The sequence below is a fragment of the Micromonospora yongxingensis genome, assembly GCF_052601155.1.
Window position 1 is genome coordinate 313,240 of record NZ_JBQXEO010000001.1, and the last position, 15,182, is coordinate 328,421.

The 15,182-nt window shown below is 73.1% G+C and carries 19 protein-coding genes; 12 read left to right on the top strand and 7 right to left on the bottom strand.

What is annotated here, in order from left to right; all coding sequences use genetic code 11:
- Nucleotides 1–71 precede the first annotated feature (71 nt).
- The 3 genes from mshD to ACTWLT_RS01465 all read right to left on the bottom strand — a co-directional run bounded on the left by mshD (nucleotide 72) and on the right by ACTWLT_RS01465 (nucleotide 2,789).
- A complete protein-coding gene (gene mshD / locus ACTWLT_RS01455; RefSeq protein WP_445316821.1) occupies nucleotides 72–998 on the bottom strand; it encodes a mycothiol synthase in 927 nt (308 codons plus the stop codon).
- 51 nt (nucleotides 999–1,049) lie between these two features.
- Entirely contained in the window at nucleotides 1,050–1,916 is an 867-nt protein-coding gene (locus tag ACTWLT_RS01460) for a polysaccharide deacetylase family protein (protein WP_445316822.1), read from the bottom strand.
- Between the two features lie 153 nt (nucleotides 1,917–2,069).
- Nucleotides 2,070–2,789, bottom strand: a complete 720-nt coding sequence (locus ACTWLT_RS01465) for a winged helix-turn-helix transcriptional regulator (RefSeq protein ID WP_179781168.1) — start codon at nucleotides 2,787–2,789, stop codon at nucleotides 2,070–2,072.
- 243 nt (nucleotides 2,790–3,032) lie between these two features.
- Here ACTWLT_RS01465 and ACTWLT_RS01470 point away from each other — a divergent pair, with 243 nt between their 5' ends.
- The 7 genes from ACTWLT_RS01470 (at nucleotide 3,033) to ACTWLT_RS01500 (ending at nucleotide 8,168) form a co-directional block, all read left to right on the top strand.
- A complete protein-coding gene (locus ACTWLT_RS01470) occupies nucleotides 3,033–4,091 on the top strand; it encodes a hypothetical protein (RefSeq protein WP_445316823.1) in 1,059 nt (352 codons plus the stop codon).
- A gap of 102 nt (nucleotides 4,092–4,193) precedes the next feature.
- The gene (locus tag ACTWLT_RS01475; protein WP_252417197.1) at nucleotides 4,194–4,982 is read left to right on the top strand and encodes an LmeA family phospholipid-binding protein; all 789 of its coding nucleotides are present in this window, start codon (nucleotides 4,194–4,196) and stop codon (nucleotides 4,980–4,982) included.
- A gap of 106 nt (nucleotides 4,983–5,088) precedes the next feature.
- Nucleotides 5,089–5,166: an Ms5788A family Cys-rich leader peptide gene (locus tag ACTWLT_RS01480; protein WP_310503780.1), complete on the top strand. Its 78-nt coding sequence runs from the start codon at nucleotides 5,089–5,091 to the stop codon at nucleotides 5,164–5,166.
- A gap of 208 nt (nucleotides 5,167–5,374) precedes the next feature.
- On the top strand, nucleotides 5,375–6,223 hold the full coding sequence (locus tag ACTWLT_RS01485; RefSeq protein WP_252417196.1) for a sulfurtransferase: 849 nt from the start codon (nucleotides 5,375–5,377) through the stop codon (nucleotides 6,221–6,223).
- Nucleotides 6,224–6,225: 2 nt separating this feature from the next.
- Complete coding sequence (locus tag ACTWLT_RS01490; protein WP_445316824.1) at nucleotides 6,226–6,546, top strand: DUF1416 domain-containing protein; 321 nt, start codon at nucleotides 6,226–6,228, stop codon at nucleotides 6,544–6,546.
- A gap of 211 nt (nucleotides 6,547–6,757) precedes the next feature.
- The gene (locus ACTWLT_RS01495; protein ID WP_445316825.1) at nucleotides 6,758–7,216 is read left to right on the top strand and encodes a winged helix-turn-helix domain-containing protein; all 459 of its coding nucleotides are present in this window, start codon (nucleotides 6,758–6,760) and stop codon (nucleotides 7,214–7,216) included.
- Nucleotides 7,217–7,304: 88 nt separating this feature from the next.
- Complete coding sequence (locus ACTWLT_RS01500; protein ID WP_445316826.1) at nucleotides 7,305–8,168, top strand: hypothetical protein; 864 nt, start codon at nucleotides 7,305–7,307, stop codon at nucleotides 8,166–8,168.
- A 12-nt stretch (nucleotides 8,169–8,180) separates the two neighbouring features.
- Here ACTWLT_RS01500 and ACTWLT_RS01505 read toward each other — a convergent pair whose 3' ends face one another.
- The 3 genes from ACTWLT_RS01505 to ACTWLT_RS01515 all read right to left on the bottom strand — a co-directional run bounded on the left by ACTWLT_RS01505 (nucleotide 8,181) and on the right by ACTWLT_RS01515 (nucleotide 11,068).
- Nucleotides 8,181–10,232 carry an amylo-alpha-1,6-glucosidase gene (locus tag ACTWLT_RS01505; protein ID WP_445316827.1) on the bottom strand — a complete coding sequence of 684 codons (2,052 nt, stop codon included), beginning with the start codon at nucleotides 10,230–10,232 and terminating at the stop codon, nucleotides 8,181–8,183.
- Nucleotides 10,229–10,612 (bottom strand): SCP2 sterol-binding domain-containing protein, encoded by a 384-nt coding sequence (locus ACTWLT_RS01510; RefSeq protein ID WP_252417191.1) that lies wholly within the window; start codon nucleotides 10,610–10,612, stop codon nucleotides 10,229–10,231. Before ACTWLT_RS01510 ends, ACTWLT_RS01505 begins: the two co-directional genes overlap by 4 nt.
- 81 nt (nucleotides 10,613–10,693) lie before the next feature.
- A complete protein-coding gene (locus ACTWLT_RS01515; protein WP_445316828.1) occupies nucleotides 10,694–11,068 on the bottom strand; it encodes a DsrE family protein in 375 nt (124 codons plus the stop codon).
- Between the two features lie 12 nt (nucleotides 11,069–11,080).
- Here ACTWLT_RS01515 and mtfM point away from each other — a divergent pair, with 12 nt between their 5' ends.
- Both mtfM and ACTWLT_RS01525 read left to right on the top strand, forming a co-directional pair.
- Entirely contained in the window at nucleotides 11,081–11,185 is a 105-nt protein-coding gene (gene mtfM, locus ACTWLT_RS01520) for a small membrane protein MtfM (protein ID WP_030327764.1), read from the top strand.
- Between the two features lie 5 nt (nucleotides 11,186–11,190).
- Nucleotides 11,191–11,781 carry a heme-binding beta-barrel domain-containing protein gene (locus tag ACTWLT_RS01525; RefSeq protein ID WP_252417471.1) on the top strand — a complete coding sequence of 197 codons (591 nt, stop codon included), beginning with the start codon at nucleotides 11,191–11,193 and terminating at the stop codon, nucleotides 11,779–11,781.
- Between the two features lie 3 nt (nucleotides 11,782–11,784).
- Here the strand turns inward: ACTWLT_RS01525 and ACTWLT_RS01530 are convergent, their stop codons facing one another.
- A complete protein-coding gene (locus ACTWLT_RS01530) occupies nucleotides 11,785–12,660 on the bottom strand; it encodes an aminotransferase class IV (protein ID WP_445316829.1) in 876 nt (291 codons plus the stop codon).
- Between the two features lie 74 nt (nucleotides 12,661–12,734).
- Between ACTWLT_RS01530 and ACTWLT_RS01535 the strand changes: the two genes are divergently transcribed.
- Genes ACTWLT_RS01535 through ACTWLT_RS01545 form a run of 3 tightly spaced genes read left to right on the top strand, consistent with a single transcriptional unit; the run spans nucleotide 12,735 to nucleotide 15,123 of the window.
- Nucleotides 12,735–13,163: a Fur family transcriptional regulator gene (locus tag ACTWLT_RS01535; RefSeq protein WP_445316830.1), complete on the top strand. Its 429-nt coding sequence runs from the start codon at nucleotides 12,735–12,737 to the stop codon at nucleotides 13,161–13,163.
- Nucleotides 13,160–14,272, top strand: a complete 1,113-nt coding sequence (ygfZ, locus tag ACTWLT_RS01540) for a CAF17-like 4Fe-4S cluster assembly/insertion protein YgfZ (RefSeq protein WP_445316831.1) — start codon at nucleotides 13,160–13,162, stop codon at nucleotides 14,270–14,272. The genes ACTWLT_RS01535 and ygfZ overlap by 4 nt, the downstream gene beginning before the upstream one ends.
- A 23-nt stretch (nucleotides 14,273–14,295) precedes the next feature.
- Nucleotides 14,296–15,123: a beta-keto acid cleavage family enzyme gene (locus ACTWLT_RS01545; protein ID WP_445316832.1), complete on the top strand. Its 828-nt coding sequence runs from the start codon at nucleotides 14,296–14,298 to the stop codon at nucleotides 15,121–15,123.
- Nucleotides 15,124–15,182: the final 59 nt, after the last annotated feature.

Sequence of the window (15,182 nt, forward strand, 5' to 3'; positions counted from 1 at the left end):
GGCGTTATCCGCCGGTGACCCGGTCGCGGCGGTCAGCCCCGGACGGACGGACGCCCGCTCCGCGCTGTCGCTCAGCCGAGGTGGTAGTTGATGTGCGCGGACCAGCGGGCGAAGCCCAGCCGCTCGTAGAGCGCCACCGCGCCGGTGTTCGAGTCGTCCACGTAGAGCATCACCCGGTCCAGCCCTCGCCGGTCCCGCAGGTAGGCCAGCCCGGCGGTGGTCAGCGCCCGGCCGAGCCCGCCGCCGTGTGCGGTCGGCTCCACGCCGACGACGTACACCTCGCCGATCCGTGCCGATCCCGGGCGCTCGTGCACCTTGGTCCAGTGGAAGCCGAGCAGCCGGCCGGTCGCGGTCTCCTCGGCGAGCAGGAAGCCGGCCGGGTCGAACCACGGCTCGGCGAGACGGACCCGCAGGTCGTCCGACGTCCACCGGCCCTGCTCGGGGTGCTCGGCGAAGGCCCGGGCGTTGAGGGCCAGCCAGGCCGCGTCGTCCGCGCCCGGCCGGAACGCGCGCAGCGCCACCCCGTCGGGCAGCCGTGGCTCGGGCAGCGGTGCGGCCAGTGGCCGGCGCAGCTGCCAGAGCACCCGGGCCCGGGTGAACCCGAGGTCGACGGCGAGCGCGGCGGCCGACGGGTGGTCGCCGTGCGCCCACGCCCGTAGCGGGCCGGTGGCCGAGGCGAGCACGCCCCTGGCCAGTGCGCGACCGGTACCCCGCCGCCGGTACGCCGGATGCACCACCAGCTCCACCCCGATCCCGCCGACCTGGTCGGTGGTGTCCAGGTGCGCGTACCCGGTGAGGGTGCCGTCGTCGGCGCGGGCGATGAGGTGCACGGCGGGGGCGTCCGGGTCACGCAGCCGGAGCAGGACGTGCTCGTCGAGCGGGTCCGCCCCGTCGGTGTCGCCCGCGGAACGGGCCAGGGCCAGCACGTCGGCGATGTCCGCCGGGGCCAGTCGGTCTGTCCGGGTCACCTGGTCGCTGGTCGGCTCCGCGCTGCTCATCCCGTCACCGTAGCCGCCGGGGGCGGCGGTCGGCCCGGATCCTCGACCGGCTCACGTCGGGTCGGTGGGCAGCGCCTCCAGCTCGAACCGTTCGGTCAGGTCGACCAGGATGCGGCGCAGCGCGTCCACCGTGCCCTGTCGGTCCCCACCCGCGTCGTGCAGCAGCACCACCGAGCCCGGCGCGGCCTGCGTGACCACCGCCGCGGCGATCTTGCCTGCGCCGGGCGCCTCCCAGTCCGACGGGTCCACCGACCAGTGCAGGGGGGTCATGCCGAGCTGCTGCGCCACCGACACCACGGGGTAGGTCCAGGCGCCGCCGGGCTGGCGGTACCAGACGATCGGCGCGTCCGGCACCGCTGCACGGATCGCCTCGTTGGTGCGCAGCAGGTCGGCGCGAATCGTCTCCGCGGAACGGGTGCCGAGGGTGACGTCGTGGTGCCAGGAGTGGTTGCACAGGGTGTGTCCGTCGCCGACGATCGCCTGGATCAGGTCGGGATGGTCCTGGGCGTTCTCGCCGACCACGCAGAACGTGGCCTTGACGTCGAACTCGCGCAGCGTGGCGAGGACCTGCGGGGTGTAGCGCGGATCCGGCCCGTCGTCGAAGGTCAGCGCGATTCGCGGTGTGCCGGTGGTGGAGTGCGCGCCGAACAGCTTGTCGCCCTCGGCGTCGCGCCGCGATCCGTCCTGACCGCCCTCGGTGGGGCCGCCACCACTGGCGGTCGGGGCGCCGCTCGGCGCCTCGTCGGTCGGTTGGTCGGCGTAGTACGGCCCGTCGGCGTTCGTGTTGACCCCGGTCGCCTGCCGCTGGGGCTGGTCGGGGATGAGGCTGCGGCCCAGCAGGTACGCCGAGCCGAGCAGCGCCGTCACCACCAACACCACGATCCCCGCCGCTCGGGCGGTCGAGTTGACCCGCGTCACGGCTTCAGCCCGGCTGACCGGTCACGCCGGCCCCTGGTCCCCGTGGTCACTGCGCGCACCGTCGCCCCCTTTTCCGACAAACCCGGCAGTCAGAATAGAGCCGACGAGCCGCACAAAAAGGGCATATGGGGAATCGTCCCCGGTTGGTGAGGCTCAGACGGGCAGCGGCGCGTGCTCCGCCTCGGGCAGCGACCGCGACGGCGGTACGACGAACTTGTAACCCACCTGGCGGACCGTGCCGATCATCGACTCGTACTCGGAGCCGAGCTTGGCGCGCAGGCGTCGGACGTGCACGTCCACGGTGCGGGTGCCGCCGAAGTAGTCGTAACCCCAGACCTCGCGCAGCAGCTGGTCCCGGGTGAAGACCCGGCCGGGGTGCTGGGCCAGGAACTTCAGCAGCTCGAACTCCTTGTAGGTGAGGTCGAGCGGGCGTCCCTTCAGCTTGGCCGCGTAGGTGTCCGGGTCGATGGTCAGCTCGCCGGCCCGGATCGAGCCGCCGGCGCCGGCGGTCGCGTTGCTCAGTCGGCCCACCGCCAGCCGCAGCCGCGCCTCCACCTCGGCGGGGCCGGCCGAGGCGAGGATGACGTCGTCGACGCCCCAGTCGGCGTTCAGGGCGATCAGACCGGCCTCGGTCACCACCGCGACCAGCGGCACTCCGAGCCCGGTGGCGTGCAGCATCCGGCAGGTCGCCCGGGCCTCGCTCAGCTCCGACCGCGCGTCCACCAGCACCGCGTCCGGGCTGGGGCCGGCGACCAGGGTGCGGACATCGCGCGGCGCGGTGCGGACCGAGTGTGGCAGCAGGTCGAGTGCCGGCAGCACAGCGGACGGTTCCCCTGCGCGTGCGGTCACCAGCAACAGGATCTCCACGATCACCTCCGTCCCGGCGGCACGTGGCCGCGCGCGACCAGACACACTCGTGAGGGGAGTGCGCTGAGAAATTGCGTGGTCCCGGCGTCGCTGACGGGCGGGGTAACGGGTTGAGCGTAACCGATCGCCCTCGCTGCGCCTCCGGGCCATTTCCCGTTTGTCCAGCTTGCCCCTGATCGTGGCCCAGGTTTTAACGTTGCCGAAACCCGTGACCACCGCGTCGGGGGGTCGGTCTGGCACGATCGGGGCGTGTTTTCCTCCACCTCGGCCGACGCCGGCCGCGAATCGTGGCCCGACGGGCCCCGTCCGGGCCCGGCCGCACCGACCCGTGGCCACCCGCCCGCGCCGCGCACCGGCCCGGCGGTCACCGACGGCGACCGCCCCCGCGAACGGGGCGGGCCCCGCCGGGCACGCCGCGCCGGCGAGCCGGCCCGCCGCTCCGAGGACGACATCGACGAGCCGGAGGAGGAGGTCGTACCCCCGGTCGAGGTGCGCCGCCCGCTGGCGCTGACCATCGCCGGCTTCGCCGCCCTGCTCGGCGTCGGCCTGGTGCTCGGCGCGCAGACCTCGGGCCCCGGCCACCGGCTGCCGTTCGCCTTCATCATCTTCGGCGTCCAACTGCTGTTCGTGCTCGCCTGGACGATGGCCATGCGCCCACCGGCGCTGCTGCTGGTCGCCGGGATCAGCGCCGCGGTCGCCGCGCTCGCGGACGTCGCGGCGGTGCAGACCGACATCGCCGGCCTGGCGCCCCTGGGCTACCTGGCCGCCGGCGGGTTCCTCGCCGCGGTGCTCGGTCAGCTGGTCCGCCGGGTCGACCGGGTCCGTGTCACCGACTCGCTCGGCGCCACGCTGCTCATCGTGGTCGGCGTGGTGGCCTTCGGCACCCTCATCGTGCTCAGCAGGATCCCGGCCGGCACCCAGGCGATCACGGTCTGCCTGACCGCGAGCGGGGTCGCGCTGACCGTCGCTCGACTCACCGACGCGGTGCTGCCCTGGCCCCGACTGGCCCCGCAGGTCCCCCGGGGCGCCGCCGGCGTGGTCGCCGGCGCGATGGTCGGCACGCTGGTCAGCGCGGTCCTCGGCAGCTACCTCGTGGCACCCTTCACGCCGACCCGCGCCGCGGTGATCGGTCTGGTCGCGGCCGTCACCGCCGTGCTCTCCGACCTCGCCGTCGGGTACGCGGAGGCGGGCCGGCTGATGGCCGGTGAGCCGCCCACCATGTGGGTCGCCCGGCACATGCAGGGTCCGCTCGGCGGTTTCGCCCTGGCGGCCCCGGCCGCGTACGCCATGTGCATGCTGTTCCTCTGAGCCACGCTTGAGCCCGGGACCGGTCGGGTACCTAGGGTGCGCCGCGCTGCGGCACCGGCACGGACGACCCGTCGTACGCGGCGGGCGGAGACAGGAGGCGGCGTGACGCAGGAGTATCCGGCGGATGAGGTCCGGCCCCGACGCCGCGGTCGCAAGCTGCTGATCGGCCTGGTCGTTCTGCTCCTGCTGGTGGGGGTGCTGCTGGTGGTCGCCGACCGGGTCGCGGTCGGGGTGGCCGAGCGGGCCATCGCCGACCGGGTCAGCCAGGAGGTCACCAAGCAGGGGGCGCAGTCGGCCGCGCCCGATGTGGAGGTCGGCGGGACCCCGTTCCTCACCCAGGTGCTCGACGGCCGCTACGAGCGGATCTCCATCAAGCTGCGGGACGTGCAGGCCTCGGTCGAGGGCGACGCCGTGCGGCTGCCCGTGCTCGACGTGGACGCCCGTAACGTGCGGGCCTCCTTGGACACTCTGCGCACCGGGCAGGGCGACGTCGTCGCGGACACCGTCAACGGCACCGGCACGATCAGCTACGACAGCCTCGCCGCGTTGCTGGACCGGCCCGGGCTCACCCTCGGCGAGCAGGGCGGCAAGCTGGCCGTCACCGCACCGGTCGACGTCCTCGGCCAGAAGTTCACCGTCAGCGGCACCGCCGACGTGACGGTGGCCAAGAGTGGTGCGGTCGCCCTGCGTTTCAACGACCTGGACGCCGCGGGCCTGCCGAACCTGCCGTTGGCCCGCGCGGTGCTCAACAACTACGCCAAGGGCATCTCCGTCGACGTGCCCCTGCCCGACCTGCCGTTCCAACTCGCCGTGCGGGAGGTCCGGCCGCTGCCCGAAGGGCTGGCGGTCACCGCCGACGCGAAGAACGTGCCGATCAACTCCGCCGGCTGAGCGGCCGACCAGTCGACCGGTGCGGTGGAACGCCCGCCGGTCGGCGATTCCCGGATGCTGGTCGGCCCGGTGGCAGCACGGTCACTGGCTGGTAGGCTCCGTTGCCATGGGGACCCACCTCACCAAACGGCGCGCGGTCGACCTGTGCCGCGTGGCCACCTGCCTGTGTCGCCCCGTCATCTGACGGCGGGGCTGTTTCCGGCCGCCTGACGGCGGCCACCGGCACGCAGGGTTCTCGTAACCTCCGGTGATCCCACCGCACGCCCGGCAGCGGCGCCGTCGCACGAACCCGTGATCCCGTCCTTCCGCTGGGTCCCGCGCGCGGTGCGACAGTTAAACACCTCGATATTCGCGCGTTGGCTCACCATCCATCCTCACCAGGGAGTGATTCGATGAGTCGCGACACCGCACTCGTTTCGGCCGAGTGGGCCGAGAAGAACCTCGACGCCCCGGGCGTCGTCTTCGTCGAGGTCGACGAGGACACCTCGGCCTACGACACCGGCCACATCGCCGGTGCCATCAAGATCGACTGGAAGACCGACCTGCAGGACCAGGTCCGCCGGGACTTCGTCAACAAGACCCAGTTCGAGGCGTTGCTCTCCGAGCGGGGCATCAGCAACGACGACACCGTCATCCTGTACGGCGGCAACAACAACTGGTTCGCCGCGTACGCCTACTGGTACTTCAAGCTCTACGGCCACCGCGACGTGAAGCTGCTCGACGGCGGTCGCAAGAAGTGGGAGCTGGACGCCCGTCCGCTGGTGACCGACACGGTGACCCGCCCGGCGACGCAGTACGTCGCGCAGGAGCCGGACACCTCCATCCGGGCCTTCCGCGACGAGGTCGTCGCCGCGATCGGCACCAAGAACCTGGTCGACGTGCGCAGCCCCGACGAGTTCGCCGGCCGGCTGCTCGCCCCCGCCCACCTGCCGCAGGAGCAGGCGCAGCGGGCCGGTCACATCCCCACCGCGATCAGCGTCCCGTGGTCCAAGGCGGCCAATGAGGACGGCACCTTCCGGTCCGACGACGAGCTGCGCAGGATCTACGGCGACGCGGGGCTCGACGACGGCAAGGACACCATCGCCTACTGCCGGATCGGCGAGCGCTCCTCGCACACCTGGTTCGTGCTCCAGGAGCTGCTCGGCCACCGCAACGTGAAGAACTACGACGGATCCTGGACCGAGTACGGCTCGCTGGTCGGCGTGCCGGTCGCGCTCGGCGACGAGCCCGGGGAGGCCTGACCATGACCGCTCCCACCGCTGCCGGTTGCGCCGCACCGGACCAGGCCGCGCCGCTGCCGGCCAGTCTCGACCTGGAGAAGGAAACCGTGATCACCGGCATCGTCCGTTCCGCGGGGGACGAGGCCGTGTCGGGCGCGTACGTCCGGCTGCTCGACTCGACCGGTGAGTTCACCGCCGAGGTGGTCACCTCGGCGGCCGGGCAGTTCCGGTTCTTCGCCGCGCCGGGTTCCTGGACGCTGCGCGCGCTGTCCCGCCACGGCAACGGCGACGCCGCCGTCACCGCCGGCCGGGGCATCAACGAGGTCAGCGTCACCGTCGCCTGACAGCCCACCGGACGATCGACCGGGGCCGGTCACCCTCGCGGGTGACCGGCCCCGTCGTTTCCGGGCGGATCGGATGCGCCGCCCCCCGAAATCCATCGGCGTACGTCACTATCGTCGGGTGGTAGTCACGGTCAGTACGGCTGGTGCCGGTGGAGGCGCCGTATCCGATGAAGAGGTCCCGATCGTCGTCTGCGTCAGCGCGGACGTCTCGGTGCGGGAGCGGGTGGTACGCCAGCTCGACGGGGTCGGCCCGGTGCTGAGCTGCGCCAACCTGACCGAACTGCGGGCGATGCTGTTCCCGTCGCCGCCCGGTGGCCCGGCCCGGCCCGGCCCGCCGATCGGGTCGGCGGCACCGAAGGGGCCGGTCACCTGGGGCGACCTGGTCGTGGACGCGGCCGGACACCGGGTCACCTGGTGCGGTGACCCTCTCCGGCTCACCCGCACCGAGCGGGAACTGCTCGCCCGGCTGATCGGCCCGCCGCTGGTGGTGTGGAGCTACGAGCAGCTCCTCTCCGCCGTCTGGAACGGCACGCACCGGGGCGACACCGCGACCCTGCACTCGGCGATCAGGCGGCTCCGGCACAAGCTGCGCAGCCTGCCGGGCGGGCCACAGGTGCACACCGTGCGCGGGGTCGGCTACCGGCTGGACCCGCCACCCCCGCCCGCCTGACCCACCGCCCGCCGGCCCGCGCGTCCGGCCGCCGCCGCGGGCGCCGGTCGCCGCCGGGCCGGCGGATCGCCCGTGACACCATGGCCGGGTGAGCGGTGCTGTCCGGACGGGGTGGGCCCCGTCGACCGGTCCCGCCGAGCCGGCACCCACGCGGCGACGGCGGCACTGGCTGCTGATCGGGAGCGTGGTCTGGGCCGTGCTGCTGGCCCTGCTCGTCTGGACGTCGGTCCGCGACGATCCACCGACCGTGCGGGAGCAGCGCTCCCTCGACCAGGCCGGCCCGGTGGTCGACCGCGCGGTCGGCGAGCTGGCCCGGGCGGCTGGTGCGGCCGCGCTGCTGGAGCTGAGCCCACCGCGAGTCGGGTCGGGTTGCCGGGTCACCCCGCTCGCCGACGGTGCCACGCTGCGGCGGGAGGTCGGTGTGCTCGCGCCCGCCGGCACCGAACGCACCGTCCTGGCCGGGATCGCCGAGCGGCTTCCGGCCAGCTGGCGGGCCGGGGTCGGGCCCGGGCGGGACGGCCCGGTGCTGCGCGCCGACGCCGGGGAGTTCGTCGCCGTCCAGGGACGGCCGACCGGGGACGGTCGGATCCGGTTGAGCGTCGACACCGGCTGCCGACCGGTCGGCTCCGGCTACACCCCGGCCCCGTCCACCGCTGGGGACCCTGAGGCCGCCGCCCTGACGGCCGCACTGCGGGCGCTCGGCCGGCCGGCCGACGCCGCGCCGGAGCTGGTCACCGCGCCCTGTCCGGGCGGCGCGCTGGCCCGTACCGCGCGGTCCGCCGCCGGTCCCGGCCCGGCCGCGTCGGAGGGCGGGCTCGTCCCGCTGGCCGGCGGCAACCCCCTACTGGACAACCCACCGGTGTACGCGTACCGCACCGGCCCGGTCACCGTCCTGGCCGAGATCACCCCGGACGCCGCCCGGCTCGCCGCCACCGTCGGCTGCCCCGGCTGAGCCGGGCGCCAGTCAGCGGCCCTGCTGTTCCTCCGGGCCACGGCTGCGGCCCAGCGCGTCGACCCGGCCCCAGCGACCGGGGATGTCCAGCAGCTCGACCCGACCCATGCCCGGTGGCACCGCCGGGTCGATGATCAGATGATCACCCTGCGGCTCCAACCCCAGCATCACCCGCAGCAGCAGCAGCGGCGTGCCGGTCGACCAGGCCTGCGGGCTGCACGCGGTCGGGTACTCCACCGGGTAGTCGGTGAGGTCGCGGGCGTAGCCGGCGAACGCCTCGGGCAGCCGCCCGTCGAAGTAGTGGGACGCGGCCAGCATCGCGTCGCAGATCAGCCCGGCCTCGTCCCGGAAGCCGTACCGCCACAGGCCCCAGGCGATGATCGAGTTGTCGAACGGCCAGACGGTGCCCACGTGGTAGCCGATCGGGTTGTACCGGCTCTGGTCCTCGGCGAGGGTCCGCACCCCCCAGCCGGAGAAGAGCCGTGGCCCGAGCAGGTGCTCGACCACCTTGCCGGCCCGGGACTCGTCGACGATCCCGCTCCACAGCAGGTGGCCGATGTTCGACGTCAGCGCGTCGACCTGTTTCCCGTCGGCGTCCAGGGCGAGCGCGTAGTACTCGCGGTCGGCGATCCAGAAGTCGTGGTTGAACCGCTGCTTGAGCGCGGCGGCCTCCCGCTCCAGCCGGTCGGCGAAGGCCGGGTCGTTCCAGAACGTCCGGGCCAGCCGGGCGGCGCGTATTTTCGCGTCGTACGCGTAGCCCTGCAGTTCGCAGGTGGCCCGGGGGAAGTCGGGCATCCGGCCGTCGGCGTACGAGATGGCGTCCCAGGAGTCTTTCCAGCACTGGTTCTGCAGGCCGGTCTGCGGGTTGCGGGTCTGGTACCAGAGGTAGCCGGTGCCGAGCAGGTCGCCGTAGGTGTCGATCCACTCCAGCGCCGCGCGCACCTGCGGCTCCAGCCGCCGGATCAGCTCGACGTCGCCGGTCCAGCGCTCGTACTCGTCGAGCAGGATGATGAACAGCGGTGTGGAGTCGGCCGACCCGTAGTACGGCGAGTGTGGCTGCTCCTCGAAACCGGCCGTCTCCCCGTACCGCAGCTCGTGCAGGATCTTGCCCGGCTCCTCGTCCCGGAAGTCGTCCACCCGGTGCCCCTGCAGGCCGGCCAGCATCACGATGGTCGGCGGGATCAGCTCCGGTAGGAACGGCAGCACCTGCAACGAGGTGATGATGCTGTCCCGACCGAACAGGGTCATGAACCAGGGCAGCCCGGCGGCGATGAGCCGTACGCCCAGGGCGATCGACTCGTAGCGCAGCGCGGCCAGGTCGTTGAGGCTGCGCCGGTACGCCCCGGCCAGCGGCTGGCAGTCGCAGCCGAGCTTCGGCGCCCGGTCGATCAGCTCCTGCTGCTCGGCGCGGATGGCGTCCGCGCTGCGGCTGCCGCCGTACGGCAGGGTGGCCCGGATGTCCTCCCCCCGCGCCCCGTAGACGACCGTGGACACGTGCAGCCGGGTGCTCCACTCGCTGTTGCGCGCGATCCGGATCTGGAAGGTCATCCCGCCGGCGTCGACCATGGCCGGCGCGGTGGAGGTGATCAGCGTCTCCCGGTGGAACGCCTCCCGGCGGTAGGTCAGCCGCAGCTGGTCGTCGGCCACCGTGACCGTCGTCTGCCCCCGCTTCTGCAGGGCGTCCTTGATCTCGAACAGGTCGGCGAAGTCGGCCGCCATCTCGATCCGGACGGTGAACTCGACGTCCTCGCCGCTGTGGTTGAGCACGGTCAGCTCTTCCTCGAAGCTGCCCACGATCGCGCGGCTGCGGATCACCGACGCCTTGGCGTCCAGGTAGTGCGTCGGCTCTCCGGGGGCCAGGAAGAACTTGGTCCGGTACGACTCGGAGGTGTCCATCGAGAGGGCGTGCAGCCGCTTGCCGTTGAGGCTGAGCACCCAGTTGGACAGGAAGCGGGTGTCGAAGGAGAACAGCCCGGTCGGGAAGTCGTAGGACGGTTCGATGTCGCCCGTACGGTCGCTGACCAGGAAGGTGTTGCCGTCCAGGATGCTGACCAGGTCGTTCACGTCGGCCGCCCGGCCTGCCTCCGGGCGACCTCGCGTGGGTCGCGGGTGCCCGGTGGGTTCGGGAAGAACCGGCGGAAGGCCAGGAAGAGCACCACGTTGCCGCTGAACGTGCTCTCGTTGCGCAGCACCGCGGCGACCCCCTGGGCCTCGCCGGTCACCAGCCGGTCGAACAGGGCGGCGCTGCTGTACCAGATGGCGTCGGCCGGCCCGCGGTTGCGGCTGACCTCCACCGTCCCCGGGCGCATCCGGACCAGCCAGTGCTCGGTCGTCTGCTCATCGGTGGCGAGGTCGATCTGCAGGGTTCCGGCGACCAGGCCGCGCAGGACCTCCGGGGCGCGCGCCGGCAGTGATTCGAAGAACCTCTCCGCCGCCTCGGTCACATCCGAATCGTAGGCAGTCGTCCGAGATGTCGGGTCGGTATCGGTACTCCGCCCGTACCGGCCGCGGCAACCGCCGTCGCCTCAGTAGACGAGGGCCTGCGCGCCGTCGGCCAGCGCCTCCTCGACGAAGGCTGCGGCGCCCGCGATCCGGACGCCGGGCAGCACGTCGTCGGGGCCGATACCCCGCCGGGCCGCGCACTGGGTGCAGGCGGTCACCCGGCCACTGGTCAGGATGACGTGCAGCAGCTCGGCCAGCGGCGCGGAGTGCGGCAGCTCGAACTCCTGGGCACGGCCGGGCAGCGCGAACCAGGTCGACTCGCCGGTCAGCCAGAGCGACACGTCGACACCGGCCGCGACCGCCGTGGCGGCGACCGTGAACGCCTGCGCGCACCGCTCCGGGGCGTCCGCCCCCGCGGTGGCCTTGACGACGAGATTGCGGGCCATGGGGCCCAGCATAGGATGGTCCGGATGGTTACCGAGATCGGGTTCGTCAGCCTGCTGGTCGCCGGCCTGGGCGGGCTCGCCGGTGGCCTGGTCTACCTCGCCGTACGCATATCGAGAGGACGTTGGTGACGCTGGTGAGCGACGAGAACCCGCTGCAGCCCCCGTGGCTGAACGCGCCGCCGGTCGAGCCGTACCCGTTCGAGGAGAGCCACGACCTGCGGGTCGGGCCGAAGCTGCACCCGGCGCTGGACGGCCTGCTGCCGTACATCGGCCTGTGGCGTGGCCGGGGCAAGGGTGGTTTCCCCACCATCGAGGACTTCGACTACGCCCAGGAGATCCGGATCAGCCACGACGGCCGACCGTTCCTGCACTACGAGTCCCGTGCCTGGATCCTCGACGAGGAGAGCAAGCCGGTCCGCCCCGCCGGGCGTGAGGTCGGCTGGTGGCGGCCGGTGCTGGTCGACGGCCGGGCCACCGACGAGCTGGAGGCCCTGCTGACCACCCCGACCGGGATCATGGAGCTGCATCTCGGCAAGCGCACCGGCACCCAGGTGGAGTTCGCCACCGACGCGGTGGTCCGGCCCGCGACGGCCAAGGAGGTCACCGGCGGGCACCGGCTCTTCGGCATCGTCGAGGGCGCGCTCCTCTACGCCCAGGAGATGGCCGCGATGGGGCACCCGCTCAGCCCGCACCTCTCCGCCCGGCTCGTCCGGGTCGGCGGCTGACGCTCAGACGACGGGGAAGCCCAGCAGCGCTTGCAGGGCGGGGGTGCGCGGGCTTCGGTCGCGGCGCACCCCGTCCAGGGTGTGGACCTCGATGATCCCGCGCACGGACGAGCTGAACCAGACGCCGTCCGCCGCGTGCAACTCGGCCGGGGTGACCATCCGCTCGTCGGCGGTCAGGCCCACCTCGCCGGCGTGACCGAGCAGCCACGCGACGGTGGTGCCGGGCAGGATGCCGGTGGTGGCGGCGGGCACGGTGCAGAGCGTGCCGCCGGTGAGCCACACCACGTTGGCCGTCGGGCCCTCCAGCGCGTACCCGTCGGAGGAGATCCAGAGCACGTCGTCGACCCCGGCGCGGCCGGCCCAGCGGCGGGCGGCGCTGTTGACCGCGTACGAGGTGGATTTGATCCCGGCGGGCAGCCAGTCCAGCCCGGTCCGCGCGTCGGCGGGCACCCCCAGCGGCAGCGTGGCCACGGTGATGCCGTCGCGGCGGGCCGCCCGGGACGACGCGGGCACCTCGGTCAGCGTGGCGTAGACGGTCGGCGGGCCGCCGACCTCCGGGCCCCGGGTGCAGACCAGCCGCAGCGCCCCCTCCACCTGCGCCGGCCAGCCCTCGCACACGTTGTCGAGCAGCTCGATCAGCGTGGCGGTGGGGGGCAGGGTCAGCTCGAAGGCGGTGGCCGCCGCGGCCAGCCGGGCCAGGTGCTCGTCGCGCAGCCACGGCCGGCCGTGGCGCAGGTGCATGGTCTCGAAGAGGCCGTCGCCGCGCAGAACGCCGAGGTCGTCAGCGCGGAGGACGGGCTCGCCGGCTGGCACCGGGCCGCGCCCGAGCACGGCGATCCGCGCGGTCGGATGGGCCGCGACCTTTTCGACGGACGACATCACCATGACCGTCGAGCGTAGCGGCGGTCCGCAGCGCGCGGAGACCGGCACGGTTGTCGAACTATGATCGGACGGTGTCCGAATCCTCCCTCGCGGAAATGCTCCGGGCCCGTGGGCTGCGGCTGACGGCCCAGCGGCAGCTTGTCCTCCAGGCGGTGCTCGATCTGGGCCACGCCACCCCGGAGCAGGTGCACACCGCGGTCCGGGAGGTCGCCGCCGGCGTCAACATCACCACCATCTATCGCACGCTGGAGCTGCTGGAACGGCTCGGCCTGGTGACCCACACCCACCTCTCGCACGGCTCGCCGACCTACCACGCGGCCGGTGAACACCAGCACGTCCACCTGGTCTGCCGGGAGTGCGGCGCGATCGACGAGATCGATCCGGAGCTGCTCCGCCCGCTCGCCGACCAGTTGGCCGTCCAGCGGGGGTTCCGGGTGGACATCGGGCACGTGTCGCTCTTCGGTGTCTGCGAACGCTGCCAGAACGGGGACCACAAATGATCGACATCGCGGGTGCGGTGGCCGTCGAGAGCATCGACGAGGCCAGCCGGGACCAGCCGGAGCCGGCGCACGTCGCGGCCGGGGTGCGGGGGGTCGCCGCGCACTACGGCGACCCGCTGCGCGAGCAGCGCATCCTGGACACCGAGGTCGGCCTGGTCGACCGGTCGCACCGCGGCGTCATCGCGGTGCCGGGGGAGGAGCGGGCCGGCTGGCTGCACACCATCACCTCGCAGCACCTGGCGACGCTGGCCGCCGACGAGGGCACCGAGCTGCTGGTGCTCTCCCCGCACGGGCACGTCGAGCAGCACGCCGTGGTCGCCGAGGACGGCGAGACCACCTGGCTGGACACCGAGCCCGGAGCGACCGCCGGCCTGCTGGCGTACCTGGAGAAGATGCGGTTCTTCAGCAAGGTCGAGCCGCGCGACGCCACCGCCGACCGGGCGCTGCTGTCGCTGGTCGGGCCGGCGGCGACGGACGTGCTGGGCACGCTCGGCGTGACCGGGCTGGCCGCACCGGACCTGATCGCCGTGCCGGGTCCGAAGTTCGCCGCCGGTGCCGTGCCACCCCGGGCGACCGTTCGGTACGACGTACGGCCACTGCCGACCGGCGGCTGGGCTCGCCGTGGCCCGCTCGGGATCGACCTGCTCGTGCCCCGGAGTGCGATGGAGCAGGTGGTCGCGGAGCTGCGCGGCGCGGGTGTGCCGGTCGCCGGTCTCTGGGCGTACGAGGCGATCCGGGTGGCCGCCCGGCGACCCCGGGTCGGGGTGGACACCGACCATCGGACCATCCCGGCCGAGGTGGACCTGATCGGCCCGGCCGTGCACCTGGACAAGGGTTGCTACCGGGGGCAGGAGACGGTCGCCCGGGTGCACAACATGGGCCGGCCGCCGCGTCGTCTGGTGCTGCTGCACCTGGACGGGGTGACCACCGACCAGCCGCCGACCGCCGGTACGCCGGTGACCCTCGACGGCCGGACGGTGGGCTTCGTCGGCACCGCCGTGCTGCACCACGAGTTGGGCCAGATCGCCCTGGCGGTGCTGAAGCGCAACGTCCCGGAGGACGCCGTGCTGCTGATCGGCGAGACCGCGGCGGCGATCGACCCGTCCTGACCGGGCCGTCTAGGATCGCCGGCATGACGACAGGGACGTTGATCACGGTGGCCCCGACCGGCGCTGAGTCGGCCAAGGCGGAGGTACCGGCGCTGCCGGTGACGCTCGACGAGCTGCTGCTCACCGCCAAGGAGTGCGAGGCGCTCGGCGCCGCTGTGATCCACGTTCACATCCGCGACGACGCGGCGCGGCCCACCCTCGACCCGGTGCGCCTGCGGGAGACGGTGGCGGCGCTGCGGGAGGGCACCGACCTGATCGTGCAGCTCTCCTCCGGCGGCGCGGTGACCGACCCGGAGGCGTCCCGGCTGGCCGTGCTCGACGCACAGCCGGACATGGCCTCGTGCACCATGGGCACGGTCAACTTCGGCGACGACGTCTTCCTCAACCGCTGGGAGTTCATCGTCGACCTGCACACCCGGATGCAGGAACGCGGGATCGTGCCGGAGTACGAGATCTTCGATCTCGGCCACCTGGCCGCGTTGCAGCGGCTGCTCGGCAAGTACGGGCTGCCGGCCGGCGGGCACGTGCACGTGGACTTCGTGATGGGTGTGCCGGGCGGCATGCCGGGCACCACCGAGACGCTGGTCGCGGCGCACCGCATGCTGCGGGACCTGCCCGACGGCACCACCTTCTCGGCAACCGGCATCGGCCGCAGCACGATTCCGGTCATGCTGGCCTCGCTCTCGACCGGTGGGCACCTGCGGGTCGGCATGGAGGACACCGTGACCTACGCCAAGGGTCGGCCGGTGGAGTCCAACATGCAGCTGGTCGCCCGCGCGGTCGGCTTCGCGCAGCTCGCCCAGCGTCCGCCGCTGACCACCACCGAGGCCCGCGAGCTGCTCGGGCTGTAAGGCCGGGTCTGTCCGGCGCCCCTGTCACCCGGGCGGTGGACGACCTGGTCACCCCGCCG